This window comes from Pseudomonas sp. BW16M2 (assembly GCF_014268865.1).
In the GTDB taxonomy this organism is placed as follows: domain Bacteria; phylum Pseudomonadota; class Gammaproteobacteria; order Pseudomonadales; family Pseudomonadaceae; genus Aquipseudomonas; species Aquipseudomonas peradeniyensis.
Genome location: NZ_JABWRI010000040.1, coordinates 26,067 through 47,919 on the forward strand (window position 1 = coordinate 26,067; position 21,853 = coordinate 47,919).

The window sequence follows — 21,853 nt, forward strand, 5'->3', positions numbered from 1 at the left end:
CAATGGCTGCGGCCACAAGTCGCAGGGTTGCCTAAGGATGTAACACAGGCGTCATAATGGCCGCTTATAACTGTCGCGCTGCCCGCCCGCGCGGGCTCAGGAGTCTGCCGTGAGCTTTACCCCCGCCAACCGTCTGTTTCCTGCCACCCGCCTGCGTCGCAACCGCCGGGACGAATTTTCCCGTCGCCTGGTTCGCGAAAACACCCTGACCGTCGATGACCTGATTCTTCCGGTATTCGTACTGGACGGCGAGGGCCGTCGCGAAGAAGTGCCGTCCATGCCGGGCGTCGAGCGCCTGTCGATCGACCTGCTGCTGGAAGCCGCACAGGGCTGGGTGGAATTGGGCATTCCGGCGCTGGCACTGTTTCCGGTGACCCCGACCGAGAAGAAGTCCCTCGACGGCGCCGAAGCCTGGAACCCGGACGGTATCGCCCAGCGGGCCACCCGCGCCCTGCGTGCCCGCTTCCCGGAGCTGGGGGTGATCACCGACGTGGCCCTGGACCCGTTCACCACCCACGGTCAGGACGGCATCCTCGATGAAGAGGGTTACGTGCAGAACGACATCACCGTCGAGGCACTGGTCCGCCAGGCGCTGTCCCACGCCGAGGCCGGCGCCCAGGTGGTGGCCCCGTCGGACATGATGGACGGTCGCCTCGGCGCGATCCGCCAAGCCCTGGAAGAGGCCGGCTACGTCAACGTGCGCATCATGGCCTACTCGGCCAAGTACGCCAGCGCCTACTACGGTCCGTTCCGCGACGCGGTCGGCTCGGCGCTGAACCTGGGCAAGGCCAACAAGGCCTCCTACCAGATGGACCCGGCCAACAGCGACGAGGCCCTGCACGAAGTGGCCACCGACCTCGCCGAAGGCGCCGACATGGTCATGGTCAAGCCGGGCATGCCGTACCTGGATATCGTCCACCGCGTGAAGACCGAGTTCAAGGTGCCGACCTTTGTCTACCAGGTCAGCGGCGAGTACGCCATGCACATGGCCGCTATCCAGAACGGCTGGCTGAGCGAGGCCGTGATCCTCGAATCCCTCACCGCTTTCAAACGGGCAGGCGCTGATGGCATCCTGACCTATTTCGCCGTGCGTGCCGCTCAATTGATGAGAGGGCAGTAACGCCCTCCAGGAACGTCAGATGAATAACGAAGTGCTAACCCCTGTCGAGATCAAGGATGCCCAGGCCGTGCCCGAAGAGATGGTGCAGACCCCGCCCGACCTGCCGGCGGTAGTGGAGCCGGAAGCGGTCGTCGAAGCCGCCCCGGCGCCCGCGCCTGCGCCGGCCCCGGCGATCGCCGTGCCGAGCCTGGACGACAGCAGCCTGTACATTCATCGCGAGCTCTCGCAGCTGCAGTTCAACATCCGCGTGCTGGAGCAGGCGCTGGACGAATCGTACCCGCTGCTCGAGCGCCTGAAGTTCCTGCTGATCTTCTCCAGCAACCTCGACGAGTTCTTCGAGATCCGCGTGGCGGGCCTGAAGAAGCAGATCAACTTCGCCCGCGAACAGGCCGGCGCCGACGGACTGCAGCCGCACCAGGCGCTGGCGCGCATTAGCGAGCTGGTACACCTGGAGGTGGACCGTCAGTACGCGATCCTCAACGATGTGCTGCTGCCGGAGCTGGAAAAGCACGCCATCCGTTTCATCCGCCGCCGTTACTGGACGCCCAAGCTCAAGACCTGGGTGCGCCGCTTCTTCCGCGACGAGATCGCGCCGATCATCACCCCGATCGGCCTCGACCCGACCCACCCGTTCCCGCTGCTGGTGAACAAGAGCCTGAACTTCATCGTCGAACTCGAGGGTGTCGACGCCTTCGGTCGCGACTCGGGCCTGGCGATCATCCCGGCGCCGCGCCTGCTGCCGCGGGTCATCCGCGTGCCGGAAGAGGTCGGTGGCCCGGGCGACAACTATGTGTTCCTGTCGTCGATGATCCACGCCCACGCCGACGACCTGTTCCAGGGCATGAAGGTCAAGGGCTGCTACCAGTTCCGCCTGACCCGCAACGCCGACCTGGCACTGGACTCCGAGGAGGTCGACGACCTGGCCCGCGCCCTGCGCGGCGAGCTGTTCTCGCGCCGCTACGGCGATGCCGTGCGCCTCGAGGTGGCCGACACCTGCCCGAAACACCTCTCCGACTATCTGCTCAAGCAGTTCAGCCTGAGCGAGAGCGAGCTGTACCAGGTCAACGGCCCGGTCAACCTGACTCGCCTGTTCAGCATCACCGGCCTCGACAGCCACCCGGAGCTGCAGTACACGCCGTTCACCCCGGCGATCCCCAAGCTGCTGCAGAACGCCGACAACATCTTCAGCGTGATCGGCAAGCAGGACGTGCTGCTGATGCACCCGTTCGAGTCGTTCACCCCGGTGATCGACCTGCTGCGCCAGGCCGCCAAGGACCCGCACGTACTCGCCGTGCGCCAGACCCTGTACCGCTCGGGCGCCAACTCGGAGATCGTCGACGCCCTGGTGGACGCGGCGCGTAACGGCAAGGAGGTCACCGCGGTGATCGAGCTGCGCGCGCGCTTCGACGAAGAGTCCAACCTGCAGATGGCCAGCCGCTTGCAGGCCGCAGGCGCGGTGGTGATCTACGGCGTGGTCGGTTTCAAGACCCACGCCAAGATGATGCTGATCCTGCGCCGCGAGCAGGGCGAGATCGTCCGTTACGCGCACCTGGGCACCGGCAACTACCACGCCGGCAACGCCCGCCTGTACACCGACTACAGTTTGCTGACTTCCGACGACGCCCTTACCGAGGACGTCGGCAAGCTGTTCAGCCAGCTGATCGGCATGGGCAAGACCCTGCGCATGAAGAAGCTGCTGCACGCGCCCTTCACCCTGAAGAAGGGCATGCTCGACATGATCGCCCGGGAGACCCAGTTCGCCCTGGAAGGCAAGCCGGCGCACATCATCGCCAAGTTCAACTCGTTGACCGACGCGAAGATCATCAAGGCGCTGTACAAGGCCAGCCAGTCGGGCGTGCGCATCGACCTGGTAGTGCGCGGCATGTGCTGCCTGCGTCCGGGCATTCCGGGGGTGTCGCACAACATCCACGTGCGCTCGATCATCGGCCGCTTCCTCGAGCACACCCGGGTGTTCTACTTCCTCAACGGCGGCGAGGAGCAGATCTACCTGTCCAGCGCCGACTGGATGGAGCGCAACCTCGACAAGCGCGTCGAGACCTGCTTCCCGGTGGAGGGCAAGAAGCTGCTGCTGCGGGTGAAAAAGGAGCTGGAGGGGTACCTGACCGACAACACCCAGGCCTGGACCCTGCAGCCGGACGGGCGCTACGTGCGCAGCACGCCGACCGGCAACCAGAACCCGCGCAGTGCCCAGGCGACGCTACTGGAGCGGCTGAGCAATCCGGTGCTCAACGTCCGGTAACTCAACACGTGGGAGCGGGCTTGCCCCGCGATCACCGGCATCGCCGGTGCCATATCGCGGGGCAAGCCCGCTCCCACGTTGTTCTCTGCCCGAGAGGGCTGGGTGTTACTACCGCACGCTGAGCACAAACCCAACCCGCGCCAGCCATTCCGCCTCGTTGGCGAAGTCGGCCTGGGTCAGCTGGTTCTGCTCCAGCCAGCCGCTCGGGAAGACCACCTCCAGGCTGTTGTCGCCGGCCTGCAGCTCCACCTTGGGCATCTGCTGGGTGCCGCGGATATGGTGGAACAGGATGGCGAAGCGCAGCAGCACGCACAGGCGGATCAGCTTGACGCCTTCGTCGCCGAACTCGGCAAACTTGTCCTTGGGAATGTTGCGACGGTGGCCACGCACCAGCAGGGCCATCATCTGCTGGTCTTCGCGAGAGAAACCGGACAGGTCGGAGTGCTCGATCAGGTAGGCGCCGTGCTTGTGGTAGTGGTAGTGGGCAATATCCAGTCCTATTTCATGGATTTTCGCCGCCCAACCCAGCAGATCGCGCCAGTTTCCCTCCTCCAGATCCCACGCTGCGGCCACCTGGTCGAAGGCATGCAGCGCCTTGCGTTCCACGCGCGCGGCCTGGCCCTGGTCGACGTGGTAGCGCTCCATCAGCGAGTTCAGGGTGCGTTCGCGCACGTCCTCGTGGTGATGGCGGCCCAGCAGGTCGAACAGCACGCCTTCGCGCAGGGCGCCGTCGCAGTGGTCCATGCGCTGCAGCTCCAGGGCGTCGAAGATCGCCTCGAGGATGGCCAGGCCCGCCGGGAAGATGGTCCGCCGATCCGGCTTGACCCCTTCGAAGTCGATCTTGTCGGTCTCGCCGAGTTTGAACAGCTTGCGCTTGACCGCCGCCAGCCCCTCGGCGTTGACCTCGCCGCTGCCTTGGCCGATGGCCTTGATCGCCGCGGCGATGGCGCGGATGGTCCCGGACGAGCCGATGGCTTCATCCCAGGTCAGGCGGTGCAGGGCATTCTCGATGCTCATCAGTTCCAGACGCGCGGCGGTGTAGGCCTGGGCGTAGCGCGCCGGAGTGATCTTGCCGTCGCGGAAGTAGCGCTGGGTGAAGCTCACGCAGCCCATCTGCAGGCTTTCGCGCAGCAGCGGCTCGAAACGCTGGCCGATGATGAACTCGGTGCTGCCGCCGCCGATGTCGGCGACCAGGCGTTTGCCGGGGGTGTCGGCCAGGGTGTGGGACACGCCCAGGTAGATTAGGCGCGCTTCTTCGCGGCCGGAGATGACCTCGACCGGGTGGCCGAGGATGGCTTCGGCGCGCAGGATGAATTCGTTGCGGTTGCGCGCTTCGCGCAGGGCGTTGGTGCCGACGATGCGCACCGAGCCCTGGGGCATGCCGTTGATCAGCTGGGCGAAGCGCTTGAGGCATTCCAGGCCGCGTTGCATGGCTTCTTCGCTGAGCTTGCGCTCATCGTCGATGCCGGCGGCGAGCTGAACCTTTTCTCCAAGCCTTTCGAGGATGCGGATTTCCGTGTGATGGGCCTTGGCCACGACCATGTGGAAGCTGTTGGAGCCCAGGTCGATGGCGGCGATCAGAGACAGGTTCTTCGCGGTGGTGTGCGGCATGGTCTGGGGGTTCTCGGTCGTTAACCCGGCAATCGTGCCACGATCGCGGGCATACGCCAACGAGCGGCACGGCAAGGCTTGATGCATGGCAATGTCATAGCAATGTTATGACCGTGACATGACGGTTTCGATTCGTGGCGTCTTGCACAACTATAGTTACACTCAATCAGCTGTGGCTTCCTGTCGCGCCAGGGTGCGGCTATGATGGGCAACGTTTTTTTATGCTTACGACCTGGAGATATCCATGAGCAGCGATCTTATCAAACATGTCACCGACGCCAGCTTCGAAGCCGACGTACTCAAGGCTGAAGGCGCGGTGCTGGTCGACTACTGGGCTGAATGGTGCGGCCCATGCAAGATGATCGCTCCGGTACTGGACGACATCGCCGCTGAATACCAGGGCAAGGTGACCATCGCCAAGCTGAACATCGACGAAAACGCCGAGACCCCGGCCAAGCACGGCGTGCGTGGCATCCCGACGCTGATGCTGTTCAAGAACGGCAACGTCGAGGCCACCAAGGTCGGCGCGCTGTCCAAATCGCAGCTCAAGGCGTTCCTCGACGCCAGCCTGTGATGTGATGAAGCCCCGCAAATGCGGGGCTTTTCTTTATCTGTTGTAGGCAATTTCCGTGAGGGCCGGCGAGCCCCGCTATCGTGGCCATCCAGACGGATAGCCCCGGAAAACGGTGGCCAAAACCACTAGACGTCGAAAAAAGCAAGTGTTACATTCGGCCTCGCACTGCTTCTCCAGTGCCCTCTGCACGCCGTCGCCGAAGCATCCCTAATTCGAATCAGTACGCGATCCTGTCGCCATCTAGCGGCGCGGCCTCATTAAGCCAACGCTTAATTTCTCCCTTCCTTACATGATTACGTCACTCCCCTTATGAACCTGACAGAACTCAAGCAAAAGCCGATTACCGATCTTTTGGAAATGGCCGAACAGATGGGCATCGAAAACATGGCCCGTTCGCGCAAACAGGACGTGATTTTCGCCCTGCTGAAAAAGCATGCGAAAAGCGGCGAAGAGATCTCCGGTGACGGCGTGCTGGAGATTCTCCAGGATGGTTTCGGTTTCCTGCGTTCGGCGGATGCCTCTTACCTGGCCGGCCCTGACGACATCTACGTTTCGCCCAGCCAGATCCGTCGCTTCAACCTGCGCACCGGCGACACCATCGTCGGCAAGATCCGTCCACCGAAGGAAGGCGAGCGTTACTTCGCGCTGCTGAAGGTCGACACCATCAACTTCGACCGTCCGGAAAACGCGAAGAACAAGATTCTCTTCGAAAACCTGACGCCGCTGTTCCCCAACAAGCGCCTGAAGATGGAAGCCGGCAACGGTTCCACCGAAGACCTCACCGGTCGCGTCATCGACCTGTGCGCCCCGATCGGCAAAGGCCAGCGCGGCCTGATCGTCGCCCCGCCGAAAGCGGGCAAGACCATCATGCTGCAGAACATCGCGGCCAACATCACCCGTAACAACCCCGAGTGCCACCTGATCGTCCTGCTGATCGACGAGCGCCCGGAAGAAGTGACCGAAATGCAGCGCACCGTGCGCGGCGAAGTGGTCGCCTCGACCTTCGACGAGCCGCCGACCCGCCACGTGCAGGTCGCCGAGATGGTCATCGAGAAGGCCAAGCGCCTGGTCGAGCACAAGAAGGACGTGGTCATCCTGCTCGACTCGATCACCCGTCTGGCCCGTGCCTACAACACCGTGATCCCGAGCTCCGGCAAGGTGCTGACCGGTGGTGTCGACGCCCACGCCCTGGAGAAGCCGAAGCGCTTCTTCGGTGCCGCGCGTAACATCGAGGAAGGCGGTTCGCTGACCATCATCGCCACCGCGCTGGTCGAGACCGGCTCGAAGATGGACGAAGTGATCTACGAAGAGTTCAAGGGTACCGGCAACATGGAACTGCCCCTGGACCGTCGTATTGCCGAGAAGCGCGTGTTCCCGGCCATCAACATCAACAAGTCCGGTACCCGTCGCGAAGAGCTGCTGACCGCCGACGACGAACTGCAGCGCATGTGGATCCTGCGCAAGCTGCTGCACCCGATGGACGAGATCGCCGCCATCGAGTTCCTGGTCGACAAGCTCAAGCAGACCAAGACCAACGATGAGTTCTTCCTGTCGATGAAGCGCAAGTAAGCGTTTCAGACCGGCATTGATTGGGGCTGCCTTGCAGCCCATCGCGGGGCAAGCCCGCTCCCACTGATTCCTTGGGAGCGGGCTTGCCCCGCGATGGGTCGCGAAGCGGCCCCTTTTCATTTTTGCCCCCAAACAAGGCGTGAACAACGCTACACTCTGCCCCCCGACCGATACGCCCAACACGAGGCCCTTGCATGCAGTATCGCGATCTGCGCGACTTCATCCGTGGCCTGGAACAGCGCGGTGAACTCAAGCGCATCCAGGTTCCCATCTCCCCTGTACTGGAAATGACCGAAGTCTGCGACCGCACCCTGCGCGCCAAGGGCCCGGCGTTGCTGTTCGAAAAGCCCACCGGCTTCGACATCCCGGTGCTGGGCAACCTGTTCGGCACCCCCGAGCGGGTGGCCATGGGCATGGGCGCCGAATCGACCGAGGAACTGCGCGAGATTGGCAAGCTGCTGGCATTCCTCAAGGAGCCCGAGCCGCCGAAGGGCCTGAAGGACGCCTGGTCGAAACTGCCGATCTTCAAGAAGGTCGTGTCCATGGCGCCGAAGGTGGTCAAGGACGCGGTATGCCAGGAAATCGTGGTCGAAGGCGACGACGTCGACCTGGGCCAGTTGCCGATCCAGCACTGCTGGCCGGGCGACGTGGCGCCGCTGATCACCTGGGGCCTGACTGTCACCCGCGGGCCGAACAAGGACCGCCAGAACCTCGGTATCTATCGCCAGCAGGTGATTGGCCGCAACAAGGTGATCATGCGCTGGCTGAGCCACCGCGGCGGAGCGCTGGACTACCGTGAATGGTGCGAGAAGCATCCGGGTCAGCCGTTCCCGGTGGCCGTGGCCCTGGGCGCGGACCCGGCGACCATCCTCGGCGCCGTGACGCCGGTTCCGGACACCCTTTCCGAATACGCCTTCGCCGGTCTGTTGCGCGGCAACCGTACCGAACTGGTCAAGTGCCGTGGCAACGACCTGCAGGTGCCGGCCACCGCCGAGATCATCCTCGAAGGCGTGATCCACCCCGGCGAGATGGCCCCGGAAGGCCCGTATGGCGACCACACCGGCTACTACAACGAGGTGGACAGTTTCCCGGTGTTCACCGTCGAGCGCATCACCCACCGGCAGAAACCGATCTACCACAGCACCTACACCGGCCGACCGCCGGATGAGCCGGCGATCCTCGGCGTGGCGCTGAACGAAGTGTTCGTGCCGATCCTGCAGAAGCAGTTCCCCGAGATCACCGACTTCTACCTGCCGCCGGAAGGCTGCTCGTACCGCATGGCGGTGGTGACCATGAAGAAGCAGTATCCAGGCCACGCCAAGCGCGTCATGCTGGGTGTGTGGTCGTTCCTGCGACAGTTCATGTACACCAAGTTCGTTATTGTCACCGACGACGATATCAACGCCCGCGACTGGAACGATGTGATCTGGGCCATCACCACGCGCATGGACCCCAAGCGTGATACGGTGATGATCGACAACACCCCGATCGACTACCTCGACTTCGCGTCGCCGGTGTCGGGGCTGGGGTCGAAGATGGGCCTGGACGCCACGCACAAATGGCCGGGCGAGACTACACGCGAATGGGGCCGGGTCATCGTCAAGGACGAGGCCGTCACCCGCCGTATCGATGAGCTGTGGGACCAGTTGGGAATAGATTGATGCAGGTAACCTTGCAGCCTTCCGGGGCGGTACTGGCGGTCGAACCGGGTGAAAGGATTCTGGATGCCGCGCGGCGCCTGGGCTATGACTGCCCAAGCAGCTGCCGTAATGGCAACTGCCATGTATGTGCCGCGCTGCTGGTGGAAGGCAGTGTTCGCCAGGAAGGCCAAGTCCGCGATCACGGTGAACTGTTCACCTGCATCGCCGAGCCGCTGGAGGACTGCGTGTTGCTGTGGGATGGTGTGCTGGCCCTGGGCGAGCTGCCGGTGCGCAAGCTGGCCTGTACCGTGAGCGAATGCGTCGAGGTCGGTGGCGACGTCTGGCGCGTGCGCCTGCGCGCGCCAGCCGGCAAGCCGCCGCGCTATCACGCGGGGCAGTACCTGATGATCGAGCGCGAGGGTATGGACAAGGCGGCCTTCTCCCTCGCCTCGGCGCCCCACGGTGGCCGTGACCTGGAGCTGCATGTGCTGGCCCGGGAAAGCAGCGCCGTGCAGTTGATCGAGCAGCTGCGGCGCAGTGGCCTGGCGCGTATCGAACTGCCGTTCGGTGATGCCCACCTGGCGGAGCTGCCCGACGGCCCGCTGGTGCTGATCGCCGCCGGTACCGGCATGGGCCAGATGCATAGCCTGGTCGAGCACTGCCGCGCCCAGGGCTTCAAGCATCCGGTGCATTTGTACTGGGGCGTGCGCCGGCCCGAGGACTTCTACGAGATCGAGCACTGGGACGAGTGGCAGCGCCTGCCCAACCTGTTCCTGCACAAGGTGGTCAGCGACCTGTGCGGCTGGGAGGGGCGCTGCGGCCTGTTGCACGAGGCGGTGTGCGAGGACATCGGCGACCTGAACCAGGTCCACGTCTATGCCAGCGGCTCGCCGAACATGGTCTATGCCACCCTCGATGCGTTGGTCGAGGCCGGCATGGATGCCCACCGCATGCGTGCCGACGTGTTTGCCTACGCGCCGCGGGGGTGATGGCCACTTATCTTTGAGCAAATCAGCGCGGGGCTTGCACGCCGTCGTTTCGGCGAGCGGTTCATTCAGCGATTGGCAAGCTGCTGAAGGCTTTCGACGACCTCTGACAAGTCTTCGGTAAATGGTGATGCCGTCGCAGCGTCGGCGTGTTGCGCCTGGCGGTATTCGCTAGGGGTACAACCGACTAATTGCTTGAAGGCGCGGGCGAAGTATGACGGGTCCTTGAACCCGACGCCGTAGCCGATGCTGGTGATAGGCATCTGACTGTTGATGAGCAGCTCCTTGGCGCAGTCCATGCGTTTGCTCAGCAGGTATTCCATGAAGCCCAGTCCGTTGACTTCCTTGAATAGCCGGCTGAAGCGGAAGGCGGTCATGCCGCAACGTTTTGCCAGTGCTTTTTGGTCGATTTCGCTGCGAAAGTGCTGGTCGATGTAGAGCAGTACGTCATTGAGCGCCTGGTGTTTGTGGTGCTCGTTCGTCAGGCGGATGCTGTCCGGCAGCGCGGGACCATGCTCGACCTGCGTCTTGTTGCCGCTGGGCTGTATGCTGCGGCGCAGCTCGCAGAGCTGTTCCAGCGCATGTAGAAAACGTTGCTTCTCTTTGTTGGACAGTGGCAGCACGATGTACTCCCAGACCCGGGAGCGCATGGCCCACACGGCAAGCTCCTCGGAGTGCTGCACGGTGAACATGGCGATTGGTATGGACGACGCCTTGCGCTTGATCTCCAGCAGCAGGTTGAGCCCGGGCATGTCGGGGCGATCATAGTGGATGCAGATCATGTTCGGTTGACGCGTGCCATCGACATCAAGTTCGGACAACGCGGCGACCTTGGCGATACGGCAGTCGCAGGTTGGACGGAACTGCGCAACCAACAGCTCGGCCGATCGGTCTCGGGTGAGATCAAACCACAGCAGGTGGGGCGGGCTGGCCGATGCGGACTTCATCCTGGTATTCCTGTAGCGTTCCCTGCGTCCTCGTACGACGCGCGTCGCACTCCGTGTGCTTGCTCATTGCGAGTTGCCATTTTGACGATGCCGTTCATCCATTACAGTCCTCGCAGGTGAAGGGCTGGCAGAGCGTTTGTTACTACTAACTAAATAATGTCAAAGAACTATTTCTGGTAGTGAGTTGCTTGGCGTGTTCAGGGCATGCTGCAAAATAGTCCTACCCATCGACAAAAAACTCCTAACCCTCCGTGATTCTAGCTGACTAGGATTCACTCAGGCGGCACACTAACTAACCGCCTCGGTAGATAGCCGTTATATGAGGTGCACAGAATGAATATTCAATCGATGAAACTGTCGGTGCTGAAATTCATCAAGGACGAAGAAGGCCTGACGATTGTGGAGTATGCGGTAGCGGGTGGTCTGATCACCCTGGGTGCCGTCGCGGCTTTCATCACACTGGGCGGCAATGTGAGTACCGCCATCACCAGTCTCGGTTGTGCCGTTAAAGGCACCACGTGCTAGCCAGTACACGTGTGTTTTCGGCCCCGTCGTGAGCATTCGCAGCGGGGCCTGATGAGGAGGAACCACGGGGCACCCGAGGGATGCGTCGTGGGGACAAAAGCGCATCATGGATAGACTCTGCCTGATTTTCCAACCACGATCCGGTTCGGACAACGCAACAGTGTGTCTCTGCAGGCCAGAGGCATGCGCGTGCCGAGCATTCAAATAACCCCACCTCCTGGCAAGTCGGACTGCACTGTCGCGATTGCGCTCCTGAATGGTTTCTTCTCGCTGACCAGTATCGTCGCTGTACCACTTCCCAATAGATCGAATCACGATAGACACATGACCATTCTGGCCATTTCGCGGCCTATTGCTCGACAGGATGGCTTGGCGTGGTGTTTTCATCCGCTGGGTGGGGGCAGGGTAACGGGGATGAGTCATTGACGAACGCGCTGCAAGTGTCCAGGCCGCAAGTCGCATCGTTCGTAGCGTGTGATGACAGGGGCAAAAAACTCCTAGCGATCAGCAAAAAACTCCTAACCCCAAGGGTGCACTTCTGACTACTGTTCAACTCAACAACACGGCAAGTGTTGCCCGATAACAAACATTGTGTGAGGTGAGCGAAATGAAACTGCAATCAATTAAAACTTCTGTTGCGAAGTTCATCAAAGACGAAGATGGTCTGACCATCGTGGAGTATGCCGTCGCCGGTGGGCTGATCACGCTGGGTGCCGTTGCGGCGTTCATCACCCTGGGCGGCAACGTGAAAACCGCCATCACCAGCCTGGGCTGCGCTGTCCAGGGCAAGACTTGCTGAGGCCATAGCATCCAACGAGGGTCGCAGTCATGGGCATCGAGCAGTCGATCGTCATTGCAACGTTGCTGGGGCTGCTGGGTACTGCGGTGCTGAGCGATCTGCGCTGGCACCGTATCCCTAACTTTTTGGTACTGCTTGGCCTTGCCCTGGGCTTGACCAGCCAGGTCTCCATTCTGGGCGCCCTTGGCTTGGGCCACTGGGCCTTGGGCATGACAATCGGCTTTGCCGTATTCCTGCCGATGTATGCCTTTGGCGGGATGGCCGCCGGTGACGTCAAGCTCATGGCCATGGTCGGCGCCTTTCTCACCCCGCACGACGCCCTCTGGGCCGCGCTTTTCAGCCTGATTGCCGGTGCGCTTTGCGGACTCTTGATCGTCCTTGCGCGGGGGCAGGTGCAGCAGACCGTGGGGCGCTACTGGTTGATGTTCAGAGCCAGGGCCTATATGGCGCCAGCAGTCGATGAGGTGGCAGGCAAGCCCTTTCCTTACTCAGTTGCGGTCTTGCTTGGCACCTTGACCAGCGTCTTCTGGCTGCCCTTCGGCCAGTAAGTCAGGAGAACACCATGGACGCCGCCGACAATGACACCATTCACGACGAGCGCGAACTTGTGCAGCGCTTGGCCCCGCAGCCGCGTACCGTGCGCGAAACCGGGTTGGCGGAAAACCTGCTCGGTGACCTGGTCTGCAAGCATTTGCACGATGCAGGCGTGCTGGACATGCCCCGACTGGTGGAACGTCTGGCACTGACGGGGGCGGTGCTTGAAGAGGTCTTGACCTCGCTGCGCAAGGACGGTCGCATCGAAATACTCGGGCACAACGGTGGCCAGGCATTGCGCTATGGGTTGACCGAGCGCGGTCGCAGCGCCGCCCGCGACGCCTTGGCACGCAGCGGCTATATCGGTGCGGCGCCGTTTCCGGTCAGTCAGTACCGGGCGCTGCTCAAGGTGCAGACCATCCATCACGGCCAGATCAATGCACAGGACATGCAGCAGGCTTTCAAGGGGGTGGTTCTGGCGCAAGGCATGCTCGATCAACTGGGCGTGGCGCTCAATTCTGGTCGTGCCATCATGATTTACGGGCCTGCGGGCACGGGCAAGACCTATGTCAGCAGCCGTCTGGCGCGCCTGTTCGATGAAGCGATCTGGGTTCCGTATGCCATTGCGGTCAACGAGTCGGTGATCGAAATCTACGACCCTCAGGTACATCGCTGCCTGGATGATCAGGATGATCAGCAGAACACCCTGCTGCTTGACGAAGGGATCGACCGGCGACTGCTTCGCTGCATGCGCCCGCTGGTGATCACCGGCGGTGAGCTGAGCATGGAGCAGTTGGATGTGCGCTACGACCCATTCACCCGTCAGTACCAGGCGCCGTTGCAGCTCAAGGCCAGCAATGGCTTGTTCATCATCGACGACATGGGCCGGCAGCGCATGTCGCCGGCCGAGCTGCTCAACCGCTGGATCGTGCCGATGGAAGAGAAGCGCGACTTTCTCAACCTCGGCGGCGGGCGGCACTGCGAGCTGCCGTTCGACTTGGTCCTGGTGTTCTCGACCAACCTCAATCCGCTGGAGTTGGCCGATGAAGCGTTTTTGCGGCGCATTGGCTACAAGCTGCAGTTCGGCTACCTGAAACCCGAGGAATACGAGCGTATCTGGCGCCAGGAGTGCGAGCGGCTGAGTCTGGCCTTCGATCCGCGACTGCTGCATTTCGCGCTGGAGGCGTTGTACGGCGCCGAGAACATGCCACTGGTGCCGTGCCATCCCCGTGACTTGCTGAGCATGGCCCTTGACCGCCAACGCTATCAGGGGGGCTCCGGGCCGCTGTCGGCGCATGAGGTGAAGTGGGCCTGGACCAACTACTTCGTACAGTTCGACTTTCTTGGATAGATGAGGAGATACCGGCATGAGCTCTCGTACTTTCATCTTGATTGCCTTGTCCTTGATCCTGGGATTGGGCGCTGCGTGGATGGCCAACACCTGGCTCAGTGCCCGGCTCAACGCCAGCGCCGATGACAGTCAGCGCAATGTGGTGGTCGCCACGGTAGAGATTCCGTTCGGGCAGATGGTCGAGGCGCAGCAGGTGACGCTGGTACGCATGCCCAAGGACGCGATACCGGATGACGCCTTCGATGCCACCGAAAAGGTCGTGGGCAAGATCGCCACCTTCGCCATGCTCGGCGGCGACATCCTGCGTGGTGCGCGCCTGGCCGAGCACTTGGGCGGCAGCACGCTGTCCTCGCTGATCGAACCGAGTAAACGGGCGATCTCGGTGCGGGTTGACGACGTGGTCGGCGTCGGTGGGTTCCTCTTGCCGGGCAACCGGGTCGATGTCCTGGCGACCAGGCAGGTCGGCGGTACCGGTAATGCTGAGTCGCGCACCATTCTGGAGGATCTGCGCGTCCTGGCCGTGGACCAGACGGCCAGCACCGACAAAACCCAGCCAGTGGTGGTGCGTGCGGTGACCTTGGAAATGACCCCTGCCCAGGCGGAACTGCTGGTCAAGGGCATGACCGACGGCAAACTGCAACTGGCCCTGCGTAACCCGCTCGACAACAACAAGGTGCCGGTTCCCGCCGAGCCGGTGGCGCTGGCCCAGGCTGAGCCAGTGGCGCCGGTGCCGATGGTCAAGCCCATCGTCCGTCGCAAGAGTGCGTCTGGCCCCAGCGGTATCACGGTGATTCGCGGTATCGAGGTGAATGTCGTCAACACCCAGATGTAGCCGCCGGACGCAGTCGCTGACAGCCACGCCGAGTTACCGGCGTCGTGTACCGGCACCCTGCAGGTCAAGGTCGGTAGCACTGGAGGGTCTGAATGATGAACGCGCATATTCGACAGCCGCTGCACAGATGCCCGCGGCATCAGCGGGGCACGGCTCTCGTGCTGGTGGTGATCGCCCTGGCCGCCATCCTGTTGATGGGGGCCCTGGCGCTGGACGGCAGTCACATGCTGGTGAACAAGGCCCGGCTGCAGAATGCCGTCGATGCCGCTGCCCTGAGCGGGGCCAAGAAGCTGAGCGAGGTGTACGGTGCTTCCGGCTCCGCCAGCACTACCCAAGCCGCTGCCAGGGACACGCTGGCGCGCAATGCCAACGCCGATGGCAACCAGGAACTGGCCAAGGCCATTGGCAACGACATGAGCGGTTTCGCCACGGTGGAGCTGTCTGCCAGTGTCTACGGACCGTTCTCTTTCCCTGGCCCGGCCAATGCACGGTATGTGCGGGTGTCGGTGCCCAATTACCCGCTCAGCGGGTTCTTCTGGGGCATGTTGCAGGCGGTCGGTAATGGCGCTGCCCCGTCCAAGGCCGTGGCGGCCGTGGCCACTGCCGGTCCCAGCCCCGCCAGTCCCTGCGACTTGACCCCGCTGCTGGTGTGTGGCGACCCAACCAAGAACGACCCCGGCAATGGGCTGTTCTGGGGGTTTCGCTTCGGTGACCTGCAGGTGTTGAAAACGGCGGCGAACAACAGTTCGAGCATTGGCCCGGGTAATTTTCAGTTGCTTGACTTCGGTTCCGGGGGCAACACGGTCCGGGACGGACTGGCGGGGGGGATCAAGCAGTGCAACCGTGTTGGCGACAACGTGCAGACCAAACCGGGTAACACCGTCGGCCCTTCGGCCCAAGGCCTCAATACTCGCTTCAACCAGTATACCGGCAACCTCAGCTCGGCCGACTATCCGCCAGACCTGGTGATTACGGTCAACAGCAAGTCGTTCACCTACAACGGTTCACCAGCGCAGATCCAGTACAACAACCAGTCGGTGACCTCGACCAACGGCAACCTCGCCACCGCCAGTGGTGCGTTGTACGACTACAACGACTGGGCGCAGGCCTCCGCCGATTGTGCGTCCGGCTCGGCGGGTGGTTGCCAGGGCAATGGCGCATTCGAGCGGCGGATTCTCAAGGTGGTGGTCGGTGATTGCTCCGGCAAGAACGATGGGGCCAGTTCGATCCCGGTAATGGGCTTTGGCTGTTACTTCGTGCTGCAACCGGAGTCGCAGCAGGGCGGCTCGGCGCAAATCTTCGGCCAGTTCGTCAAGCAGTGTGATGGCGACAATGTGCCCGGCCCTCATCCAGCCAGCGACACCGGTCCGCAGATCATCCAGCTGTACAAGACCTACATCGATAACAACCAGACGCCGAGCACCGACTCCTAGGAGGTCTCATGGGACACCGTGGATGCAGGCCCGCGCAGGCCCAGCGAGGGCTGGCGATGGTGGAAATGGTGATCACGCTGCCGCTGCTGTTGCTGTTGTTGTTCGCCTTCGGCGAGTTCGGTCGCATGTTGTTCCAGTACAACAGCCTGATGCAGGCGAGCCGCGATGCCGGACGCTTCGTCTCCGGTCAAGCCTGGAACCCGACCCTGGGCAAGCTCTCGCTGAGTGCCGACCTCGTGTCCAAGACGCGAAGCGTCGCGGTCTACGGCGTGCCGGCCAACCCGAGCGGCTACCCGCCGGTGGTCCCGGGACTGACCACCGACAAGGTCACGGTGCAGGCCGTGGGTACCGACCATGTCCAGGTCAGCATCAGCTACACCTTCGTGCCGGTAATCGGTAGCGCAATACCAGCGTTGTACGGCCAGAGCGTGCCGCTCGGCCTGACCTTGACCTCGACTGTGGTGATGAGGGCCTTGTGATGAATAAGCAGCGTATGCGCGGGATGTATGTCGTTGAATTCGCCATTACCGGCCTGGTGCTGTTCACGCTGCTGTTCGGCGTGTTGGAGGTGGGCCGGTTGTATTTCACCGTCAACGCGCTCAACGAGAGCGTACGTCGTGGTGCGCGCCTGGCGGCGGTGTGCGATATCCGTGATCCGGTGATCTTGCGCCGGGCGATTTTCAATGCTGCCGACAACAGCGGCAAAAGCAGCCTGATCGGCAACCTGGCCACCGCCAACCTCAGTCTGGTGTATCTGGACGCCAATGGCGCGGTGGTCGCCAACCCGGACGACCTCGGCAGCGCCAGCGGCTTTCGCGCTATTCGCTACATCCAGCTGCAACTGAGCAACTTCACTTTCAACCTGCTGATTCCAGGGTTCGGTGGGGGTTTCACCCTGCCGGTGTACAGGTCGACCGTGCCGCGTGAAAGCCTCGGTCGGCAACCCGAGGCGGGCGTCACCCCGGAGATTACGCCATGCTAACGACCAAAGAAGCACCCACCACCAGTGTGACTGAGAATCCCGGCATGCACCTGTTGATCAGTGGCCGTGACGGGGCCGCGTTGAACCAGCTCAAAGCGCTGAGCCAGTGCCTGCCCAACCTGAATGTCACCACCCGCTTGGTTAGCAATGGCCACACCGACCCCTTGTTCGGGCTGGAGCAGATGCCTGACCTGCTGTTGCTGCGTGTCAGCCACCTGTGGCGCGAGGAACTGGCCGCATTGCTGCAGCACCCGCTCAAGGAGCGCCCACCGTTGCTGGTGTGCGGCCCCTTGGACGAGCGCGAGGGTATGCGCCTGGCAATGCAGGCTGGAGCCCGGGATTTTCTGACCGAGCCGGTGGCCGCCGACGAACTGACGGCGGCGATCAACCGTATGGTGATGGAAGCCCATGCCGAGCAAGGCACCGGGGGCAAGCTGGTCGCCGTGATGAACGCCAAGGGTGGCTCCGGCGCGACCATGCTGGCCTGCAACCTGGCGCATCAACTCAGCGTGCGAGGCGGGCGTACGTTGCTGCTGGACCTGGATCTGCAGTTCGGGACGGTGGCCCACAGCCTGGATGTGTTGCCGCAGCACTGCCACATGGAGGTGCTCAAGCAGATCGAAGAGCTGGACAGCATAGCCTTGCGCGGCTTTTGCAGTCACTTCAGCCCGACCCTGCATGTGCTCAGTGGCCGCGCGGGCGAGCTGTGCCTGGCCCAGGACGTTCGCCTGGAGCAGCTGGAAAGCCTGCTGCGCCTGGCGCGCAGCACCTATGACTGGGTGGTGGTTGACCTGCCGCGGCAGATCGACCACCTCACAGGGGTCACGCTGGAGCAGGCCGATCGGATCTACATCGTGGTGCAACAAAGCCTCAGCCACCTCAAGGACGGCACGCGGCTGACCCACATCCTGCGCAACGACCTAGGCGTGCAAGGCAATCGCCTGAAGGTGGTGGTCAACCGCTACAACAAAGCCTCTCCCGTCAGTCTCAAGGACATCAGCGATGCCATGCGCTGCAGCAATGTGCACAAGCTGCCCAATGACTATTCGGCTGTCAACGAAAGCCAGAACACCGGCGTGCCCCTGGAGGTGCATGCGCCACGTGCTGCGCTGACTGTCAGCCTGCATGAGTTGAGCCAGGACCTGATCGGGGTCGTGGCCAGCGAGCGGGGCCTGTTTAAACGTACCTTTGGCCGTTTGTTCGGAGGGTGAACCATGCTCAGCGACTTTCGTAATCGTCTGCGCCAGCAGGCCGGCAATAGCGCCCCGGCAGACGGGCAGGGGGCGCAGCCGGACAGTGCCAGCTGCGACAGCGTACTCATGGCCTGGGAGGCCGCCATACCGGATGTGCCTTACGAGACCCGGACCAAGCTCAACCAGGTGGAGACCGAGTGGCGGGAGAAGATCTATCAGTTGCTGCTCAAGGTCATGGACCTGTCGTTGCTCGACTCCCTGGAACCGGGCGACGCCTCGCGGCAGATCCGCGACATCTGCCAGCGCCTGCTCGACGAGCACTCGGCGCCGGTCAGCGCCAGCAGCCGGCAGTTGATCATCAAGCAGATCACCGACGAAGTGCTCGGTCTCGGCCCACTGGAGCCGTTGCTGGCCGATCACAGTGTATCGGACATTCTGGTCAACGGTGCCGACTCGGTGTACGTCGAGCGCTTTGGCAAGCTGCAACGAACCGATGTGCATTTTCGCGACAATCACCACCTGTTGAACATCATCGACCGTATTGTTTCCAGTCTGGGTCGGCGCATCGATGAGTCGTCACCACTGGTGGACGCACGGCTCAAGGATGGCTCGCGGGTCAACGCCATCATTCCGCCCTTGGCCATCGACGGGCCGAGCATGTCGATCCGGCGCTTTGCCGTGGACCTGCTCAACACCGAAAGCCTGGTGAAGATGGGCACCCTTACGCCGTCGATCGCCCTGATGCTCAAGGCTATCGTGCGCGGGCGCATGAACGTGCTGATCTCCGGCGGGACCGGTAGCGGCAAGACCACCATGCTCAACGTGTTGTCGAGCTTCATCCCCCACAATGAGCGGATCGTCACGATCGAGGACTCGGCCGAACTGCAACTGCAACAACCTCATGTGGTACGCCTCGAAACCCGTCCGTCGAACATCGAGGGCAAGGGCGAGGTCAGCCAGCGCGACCTGGTGCGCAACAGTTTGCGCATGCGCCCCGACCGTATCGTCATCGGCGAGGTGCGTGGCGCCGAGGCGCTGGACATGCTGACGGCGATGAACACCGGCCACGACGGCTCGCTCACCACCATCCACGCCAACACCGCGCGCGATGCCCTGGGGCGGATCGAGAACATGGTCTCGATGACCGGTGCGACCTTCCCGATCAAGGCCCTGCGCCAACAGATCGCTTCTGCCCTGAGTGTGGTCATCCAGTTGGAGCGCCAGGAGGATGGCACGCGGCGCTTGGTCAGCGTTCAGGAAATCAATGGCATGGAAGGCGAGATCATCACCATGACCGAGATTTTTTCATTTGTGCGTAACGGTATCGGTGAGCGTGGTGAAGTCCTCGGCGAGTTCCGCCCCACGGGCATGGTTCCCGCGTTCCGCGAGGTCCTGGCCAAGCGCGGCATCGAACTGCCACTGAGCCTGTTCCGGCCCGATTGGATGGAGGGATGAACATGAGCCAGATTCCCAGTGAATATATTCTGGCGTTCCTCGGCATGGTGTTCACCGCCATGTTCCTGCTCAGTCAAGGCTTGGCAATCCCGGTGTTCGGTGAGGCCAAGAAGGTCCGCAGGCGTATCCGTAGCCGTCTGAACGTGCTGGAGAGCAGCAGTAACCTGGCGAACATGCAGTCGGTACTGCGGCAGAAATACCTGCGCCGACTGTCGCCGCTGGAGGCGCGCCTGGAGCAGTTGCCGGGCATGGAGGGTCTGGCGCAGATGATCGAGCAAGCCGGGCATGAGTACCGTGCCTACCGGGTGCTGCTGCTCGGCCTGATCCTGGCCGTGACCGCTGCGGTGGTGCTGTGGCTGTTCACTCAGCTGTGGTGGCTGGCCCTTGCCGGTGGCCTGGCCACGTTCTGGCTGCCGGTGCTGAAGATCTCCCGTGACCGCAGCAAGCGTTTCGCCCAGTTCGAAGAAGGCCTGCCCGATGCGCTGGATGCGGTATGCCGCGCGCTGCGCGCCGGCCATCCATTCAACGAGACCCTGCAGTTGGTCGCCGAGGAGCATAAAGGTCCAGTCGCTCACGAGTTCGGCCTGACCTTCGCCGACATCAACTATGGCAACGATGTACGCCGGGCCATGCTCGGCCTGCTCGAGCGCATGCCGAGCATGACCGTGATGATGCTGGTGACCACGGTGCTGATCCACCGTGAGACCGGGGGCAACCTGACCGAGGTGCTGGAGCGCCTGAGCAGCCTGATTCGTGGGCGCTTCCGCTTCCAGCGCAAGGTCAAGACGCTGTCGGCCGAGGGGCGCATGTCGGGCTGGATACTGGTTGCCGTACCTTTCGTGTTGGCGGCGGCGATTGTGCTGTCGAGCCCGAGTTATCTGCCCATGCTGCTCAGTGAGCCCCTGGGCCAGAAGCTGGTGATCGGGGCGTTCGTGGCGATGCTGATCGGGATTTTCTGGATACGCAAAATCATCCGGATTCAGGTTTGAACACCGCCAGGTGTCAAGGAGGGGGTCATGAACTATCTGCTGAGTCTGATCAACAGCGCGGTGGGGGACGAGGAGTTGGCTCGCCTGCTGTTCGCCGCGGCCATCGGCTTGAGCGTGGTACTGGCGGTGGTCACGTTGGTGTTGCTGGTGCAAGGGTTGCAAGATCCGGTACAGCGGCGCCTGCTGTTGCTCAAGCGCGGTCATGCTGGGGCCGGTTACGAGCAACACACCACCAGCAGCCTGCAACTGCTGCTGGAACAGGTCGGCCAGCGCTTCTCGCCGACGGAGCCGGCAGCCAGTTCGGCGACCCACACGCTGCTGACCCATGCTGGCTATCGCTCGCAGGCGGCGGTACAGATGTACTGGGCGACTCGCCTGTTGTCGCCGTTGCTGACGGTGGGCCTGGCGTTGCTGGCCCTGCCGTTGGTTCCGACACTTTCGCTGCCATTGGGTATTGTCATCCTGGTCACGGCGCTGGGCGTGGGATGGTTGGCACCGGCGGTTTATGTCAATGCGCGTAAACAGGCGCGGATGACCCGGCTGATGGTGGCCTTTCCCGATGCCCTGGACCTGATGGTTGTATGTGTGGAATCGGGCCTGGCATTGCCCCAGGCGATCGAGCGGGTGTCCGAGGAAATGGCGGTCAGCCAACCGGACCTGGCCATTGAGCTGGCGCTGGTCAACGCCGAGATTCGCGCGGGGATTCCCAGCACCGAGGCGCTCAAGCACTTGGCTGATCGGACGGGGTTGGAGGACATTCGCGGATTGGTCAGCCTGCTCGCACAGAGCATCCGTTTTGGCACCAGCGTCGGTGCCACCTTGCGCATCTATGCCGAGGAGTTTCGTGACCGGCGCACGCAAATGGCCGAGGAGAGGGCGGCAAAGATCGGTACCAAACTGGTGTTCCCGCTGATCTTCTGCCTGTGGCCAAGCTTCTTCCTGGTGGCCATCGGGCCTGCGATCGTCGGTGTGTTCAAGGTGTTCGGCAAGCTCTGAGCAAACGCCGCATGCAAACCGGGCCCGGGCCTCCAGCGCAAGAAAACGCTGGAGGCC

At 62.7% G+C, this 21,853-nt stretch carries 20 protein-coding genes; 18 read left to right on the plus strand and 2 right to left on the minus strand.

Annotation, left to right across the window (positions count from 1 at the left end):
• Positions 1 to 109 precede the first annotated feature (109 nt).
• Positions 110 to 1,120 (plus strand): porphobilinogen synthase, encoded by a 1,011-nt coding sequence (gene hemB / locus HU735_RS24720; RefSeq protein ID WP_186716025.1) that lies wholly within the window; start codon positions 110 to 112, stop codon positions 1,118 to 1,120.
• A gap of 79 nt (positions 1,121 to 1,199) precedes the next feature.
• A complete protein-coding gene (gene ppk1, locus HU735_RS24725) occupies positions 1,200 to 3,380 on the plus strand; it encodes a polyphosphate kinase 1 (RefSeq protein WP_186716049.1) in 2,181 nt (726 codons plus the stop codon).
• Positions 3,381 to 3,488: 108 nt separating this feature from the next.
• Here ppk1 and ppx read toward each other — a convergent pair whose 3' ends face one another.
• Complete coding sequence (ppx, locus tag HU735_RS24730; RefSeq protein WP_186716026.1) at positions 3,489 to 4,991, minus strand: exopolyphosphatase; 1,503 nt, start codon at positions 4,989 to 4,991, stop codon at positions 3,489 to 3,491.
• A gap of 244 nt (positions 4,992 to 5,235) precedes the next feature.
• Here ppx and trxA point away from each other — a divergent pair, with 244 nt between their 5' ends.
• The 4 genes from trxA to HU735_RS24750 all read left to right on the plus strand — a co-directional run bounded on the left by trxA (position 5,236) and on the right by HU735_RS24750 (position 9,763).
• Complete coding sequence (gene trxA, locus HU735_RS24735) at positions 5,236 to 5,565, plus strand: thioredoxin TrxA (protein WP_062575557.1); 330 nt, start codon at positions 5,236 to 5,238, stop codon at positions 5,563 to 5,565.
• A 309-nt stretch (positions 5,566 to 5,874) separates the two neighbouring features.
• Positions 5,875 to 7,134 carry a transcription termination factor Rho gene (gene rho / locus HU735_RS24740; RefSeq protein ID WP_011536308.1) on the plus strand — a complete coding sequence of 420 codons (1,260 nt, stop codon included), beginning with the start codon at positions 5,875 to 5,877 and terminating at the stop codon, positions 7,132 to 7,134.
• A gap of 194 nt (positions 7,135 to 7,328) precedes the next feature.
• Positions 7,329 to 8,795, plus strand: a complete 1,467-nt coding sequence (ubiD, locus tag HU735_RS24745) for a 4-hydroxy-3-polyprenylbenzoate decarboxylase (RefSeq protein ID WP_186660587.1) — start codon at positions 7,329 to 7,331, stop codon at positions 8,793 to 8,795.
• Complete coding sequence (locus tag HU735_RS24750) at positions 8,795 to 9,763, plus strand: CDP-6-deoxy-delta-3,4-glucoseen reductase (protein ID WP_050707468.1); 969 nt, start codon at positions 8,795 to 8,797, stop codon at positions 9,761 to 9,763. Before ubiD ends, HU735_RS24750 begins: the two co-directional genes overlap by 1 nt.
• 65 nt (positions 9,764 to 9,828) lie before the next feature.
• Here HU735_RS24750 and HU735_RS24755 read toward each other — a convergent pair whose 3' ends face one another.
• Positions 9,829 to 10,707, minus strand: coding sequence for a response regulator transcription factor (locus HU735_RS24755; protein ID WP_186716027.1), 879 nt, complete (start codon positions 10,705 to 10,707; stop codon positions 9,829 to 9,831).
• Positions 10,708 to 11,040: 333 nt separating this feature from the next.
• On the opposite strand from HU735_RS24755, the gene HU735_RS24760 reads away from it, so the two are divergent.
• The 12 genes from HU735_RS24760 to HU735_RS24815 all read left to right on the plus strand — a co-directional run bounded on the left by HU735_RS24760 (position 11,041) and on the right by HU735_RS24815 (position 21,796).
• A complete protein-coding gene (locus HU735_RS24760; protein ID WP_186716028.1) occupies positions 11,041 to 11,232 on the plus strand; it encodes a Flp family type IVb pilin in 192 nt (63 codons plus the stop codon).
• A 607-nt stretch (positions 11,233 to 11,839) separates the two neighbouring features.
• The gene (locus HU735_RS24765; protein ID WP_186716029.1) at positions 11,840 to 12,031 is read left to right on the plus strand and encodes a Flp family type IVb pilin; all 192 of its coding nucleotides are present in this window, start codon (positions 11,840 to 11,842) and stop codon (positions 12,029 to 12,031) included.
• 29 nt (positions 12,032 to 12,060) lie between these two features.
• Positions 12,061 to 12,579 carry a prepilin peptidase gene (locus HU735_RS24770; RefSeq protein WP_186716030.1) on the plus strand — a complete coding sequence of 173 codons (519 nt, stop codon included), beginning with the start codon at positions 12,061 to 12,063 and terminating at the stop codon, positions 12,577 to 12,579.
• Between the two features lie 14 nt (positions 12,580 to 12,593).
• Positions 12,594 to 13,916 carry an AAA family ATPase gene (locus tag HU735_RS24775; RefSeq protein ID WP_186716031.1) on the plus strand — a complete coding sequence of 441 codons (1,323 nt, stop codon included), beginning with the start codon at positions 12,594 to 12,596 and terminating at the stop codon, positions 13,914 to 13,916.
• A 16-nt stretch (positions 13,917 to 13,932) separates the two neighbouring features.
• The gene (gene cpaB, locus HU735_RS24780) at positions 13,933 to 14,748 is read left to right on the plus strand and encodes a Flp pilus assembly protein CpaB (protein WP_186716032.1); all 816 of its coding nucleotides are present in this window, start codon (positions 13,933 to 13,935) and stop codon (positions 14,746 to 14,748) included.
• A gap of 92 nt (positions 14,749 to 14,840) precedes the next feature.
• Positions 14,841 to 16,181, plus strand: coding sequence for a TadE/TadG family type IV pilus assembly protein (locus HU735_RS24785; RefSeq protein ID WP_186716034.1), 1,341 nt, complete (start codon positions 14,841 to 14,843; stop codon positions 16,179 to 16,181).
• A gap of 8 nt (positions 16,182 to 16,189) precedes the next feature.
• Complete coding sequence (locus tag HU735_RS24790) at positions 16,190 to 16,660, plus strand: TadE family protein (protein ID WP_186716036.1); 471 nt, start codon at positions 16,190 to 16,192, stop codon at positions 16,658 to 16,660.
• Positions 16,660 to 17,163: a TadE/TadG family type IV pilus assembly protein gene (locus HU735_RS24795; protein ID WP_186716038.1), complete on the plus strand. Its 504-nt coding sequence runs from the start codon at positions 16,660 to 16,662 to the stop codon at positions 17,161 to 17,163. Before HU735_RS24790 ends, HU735_RS24795 begins: the two co-directional genes overlap by 1 nt.
• Entirely contained in the window at positions 17,157 to 18,374 is a 1,218-nt protein-coding gene (locus HU735_RS24800; RefSeq protein WP_186716040.1) for an AAA family ATPase, read from the plus strand. Before HU735_RS24795 ends, HU735_RS24800 begins: the two co-directional genes overlap by 7 nt.
• Before the next feature lie 3 nt (positions 18,375 to 18,377).
• Positions 18,378 to 19,811, plus strand: coding sequence for a CpaF family protein (locus tag HU735_RS24805; protein WP_186716042.1), 1,434 nt, complete (start codon positions 18,378 to 18,380; stop codon positions 19,809 to 19,811).
• Between the two features lie 2 nt (positions 19,812 to 19,813).
• Positions 19,814 to 20,800, plus strand: coding sequence for a type II secretion system F family protein (locus HU735_RS24810; RefSeq protein ID WP_186716047.1), 987 nt, complete (start codon positions 19,814 to 19,816; stop codon positions 20,798 to 20,800).
• 27 nt (positions 20,801 to 20,827) lie between these two features.
• On the plus strand, positions 20,828 to 21,796 hold the full coding sequence (locus HU735_RS24815; protein WP_186716048.1) for a type II secretion system F family protein: 969 nt from the start codon (positions 20,828 to 20,830) through the stop codon (positions 21,794 to 21,796).
• Positions 21,797 to 21,853 lie beyond the last annotated feature (57 nt).

Excerpts from the sequence above, each read along its gene's own strand:
- HU735_RS24775 (WP_186716031.1), top strand. The coding sequence starts at position 12,594 with ATGGACGCCGCCGACAATGACACCATTCACGACGAGCGCGAACTTGTG.
- HU735_RS24815 (WP_186716048.1), top strand. The coding sequence starts at position 20,828 with ATGAACTATCTGCTGAGTCTGATCAACAGCGCGGTGGGGGACGAGGAG.
- HU735_RS24770 (WP_186716030.1), top strand. The coding sequence starts at position 12,061 with ATGGGCATCGAGCAGTCGATCGTCATTGCAACGTTGCTGGGGCTGCTG.
- HU735_RS24785 (WP_186716034.1), top strand. The coding sequence starts at position 14,841 with ATGATGAACGCGCATATTCGACAGCCGCTGCACAGATGCCCGCGGCAT.
- HU735_RS24765 (WP_186716029.1), top strand. The coding sequence starts at position 11,840 with ATGAAACTGCAATCAATTAAAACTTCTGTTGCGAAGTTCATCAAAGAC.
- ppx (WP_186716026.1), bottom strand. The coding sequence starts at position 4,991 with ATGCCGCACACCACCGCGAAGAACCTGTCTCTGATCGCCGCCATCGAC.
- HU735_RS24810 (WP_186716047.1), top strand. The coding sequence starts at position 19,814 with ATGAGCCAGATTCCCAGTGAATATATTCTGGCGTTCCTCGGCATGGTG.
- ubiD (WP_186660587.1), top strand. The coding sequence starts at position 7,329 with ATGCAGTATCGCGATCTGCGCGACTTCATCCGTGGCCTGGAACAGCGC.
- ppk1 (WP_186716049.1), top strand. The coding sequence starts at position 1,200 with ATGGTGCAGACCCCGCCCGACCTGCCGGCGGTAGTGGAGCCGGAAGCG.
- HU735_RS24790 (WP_186716036.1), top strand. The coding sequence starts at position 16,190 with ATGGGACACCGTGGATGCAGGCCCGCGCAGGCCCAGCGAGGGCTGGCG.
- HU735_RS24750 (WP_050707468.1), top strand. The coding sequence starts at position 8,795 with ATGCAGGTAACCTTGCAGCCTTCCGGGGCGGTACTGGCGGTCGAACCG.
- HU735_RS24760 (WP_186716028.1), top strand. The coding sequence starts at position 11,041 with ATGAATATTCAATCGATGAAACTGTCGGTGCTGAAATTCATCAAGGAC.
- HU735_RS24795 (WP_186716038.1), top strand. The coding sequence starts at position 16,660 with ATGAATAAGCAGCGTATGCGCGGGATGTATGTCGTTGAATTCGCCATT.
- HU735_RS24755 (WP_186716027.1), bottom strand. The coding sequence starts at position 10,707 with ATGAAGTCCGCATCGGCCAGCCCGCCCCACCTGCTGTGGTTTGATCTC.
- HU735_RS24800 (WP_186716040.1), top strand. The coding sequence starts at position 17,157 with ATGCTAACGACCAAAGAAGCACCCACCACCAGTGTGACTGAGAATCCC.
- trxA (WP_062575557.1), top strand. The coding sequence starts at position 5,236 with ATGAGCAGCGATCTTATCAAACATGTCACCGACGCCAGCTTCGAAGCC.
- rho (WP_011536308.1), top strand. The coding sequence starts at position 5,875 with ATGAACCTGACAGAACTCAAGCAAAAGCCGATTACCGATCTTTTGGAA.
- cpaB (WP_186716032.1), top strand. The coding sequence starts at position 13,933 with ATGAGCTCTCGTACTTTCATCTTGATTGCCTTGTCCTTGATCCTGGGA.
- HU735_RS24805 (WP_186716042.1), top strand. The coding sequence starts at position 18,378 with ATGCTCAGCGACTTTCGTAATCGTCTGCGCCAGCAGGCCGGCAATAGC.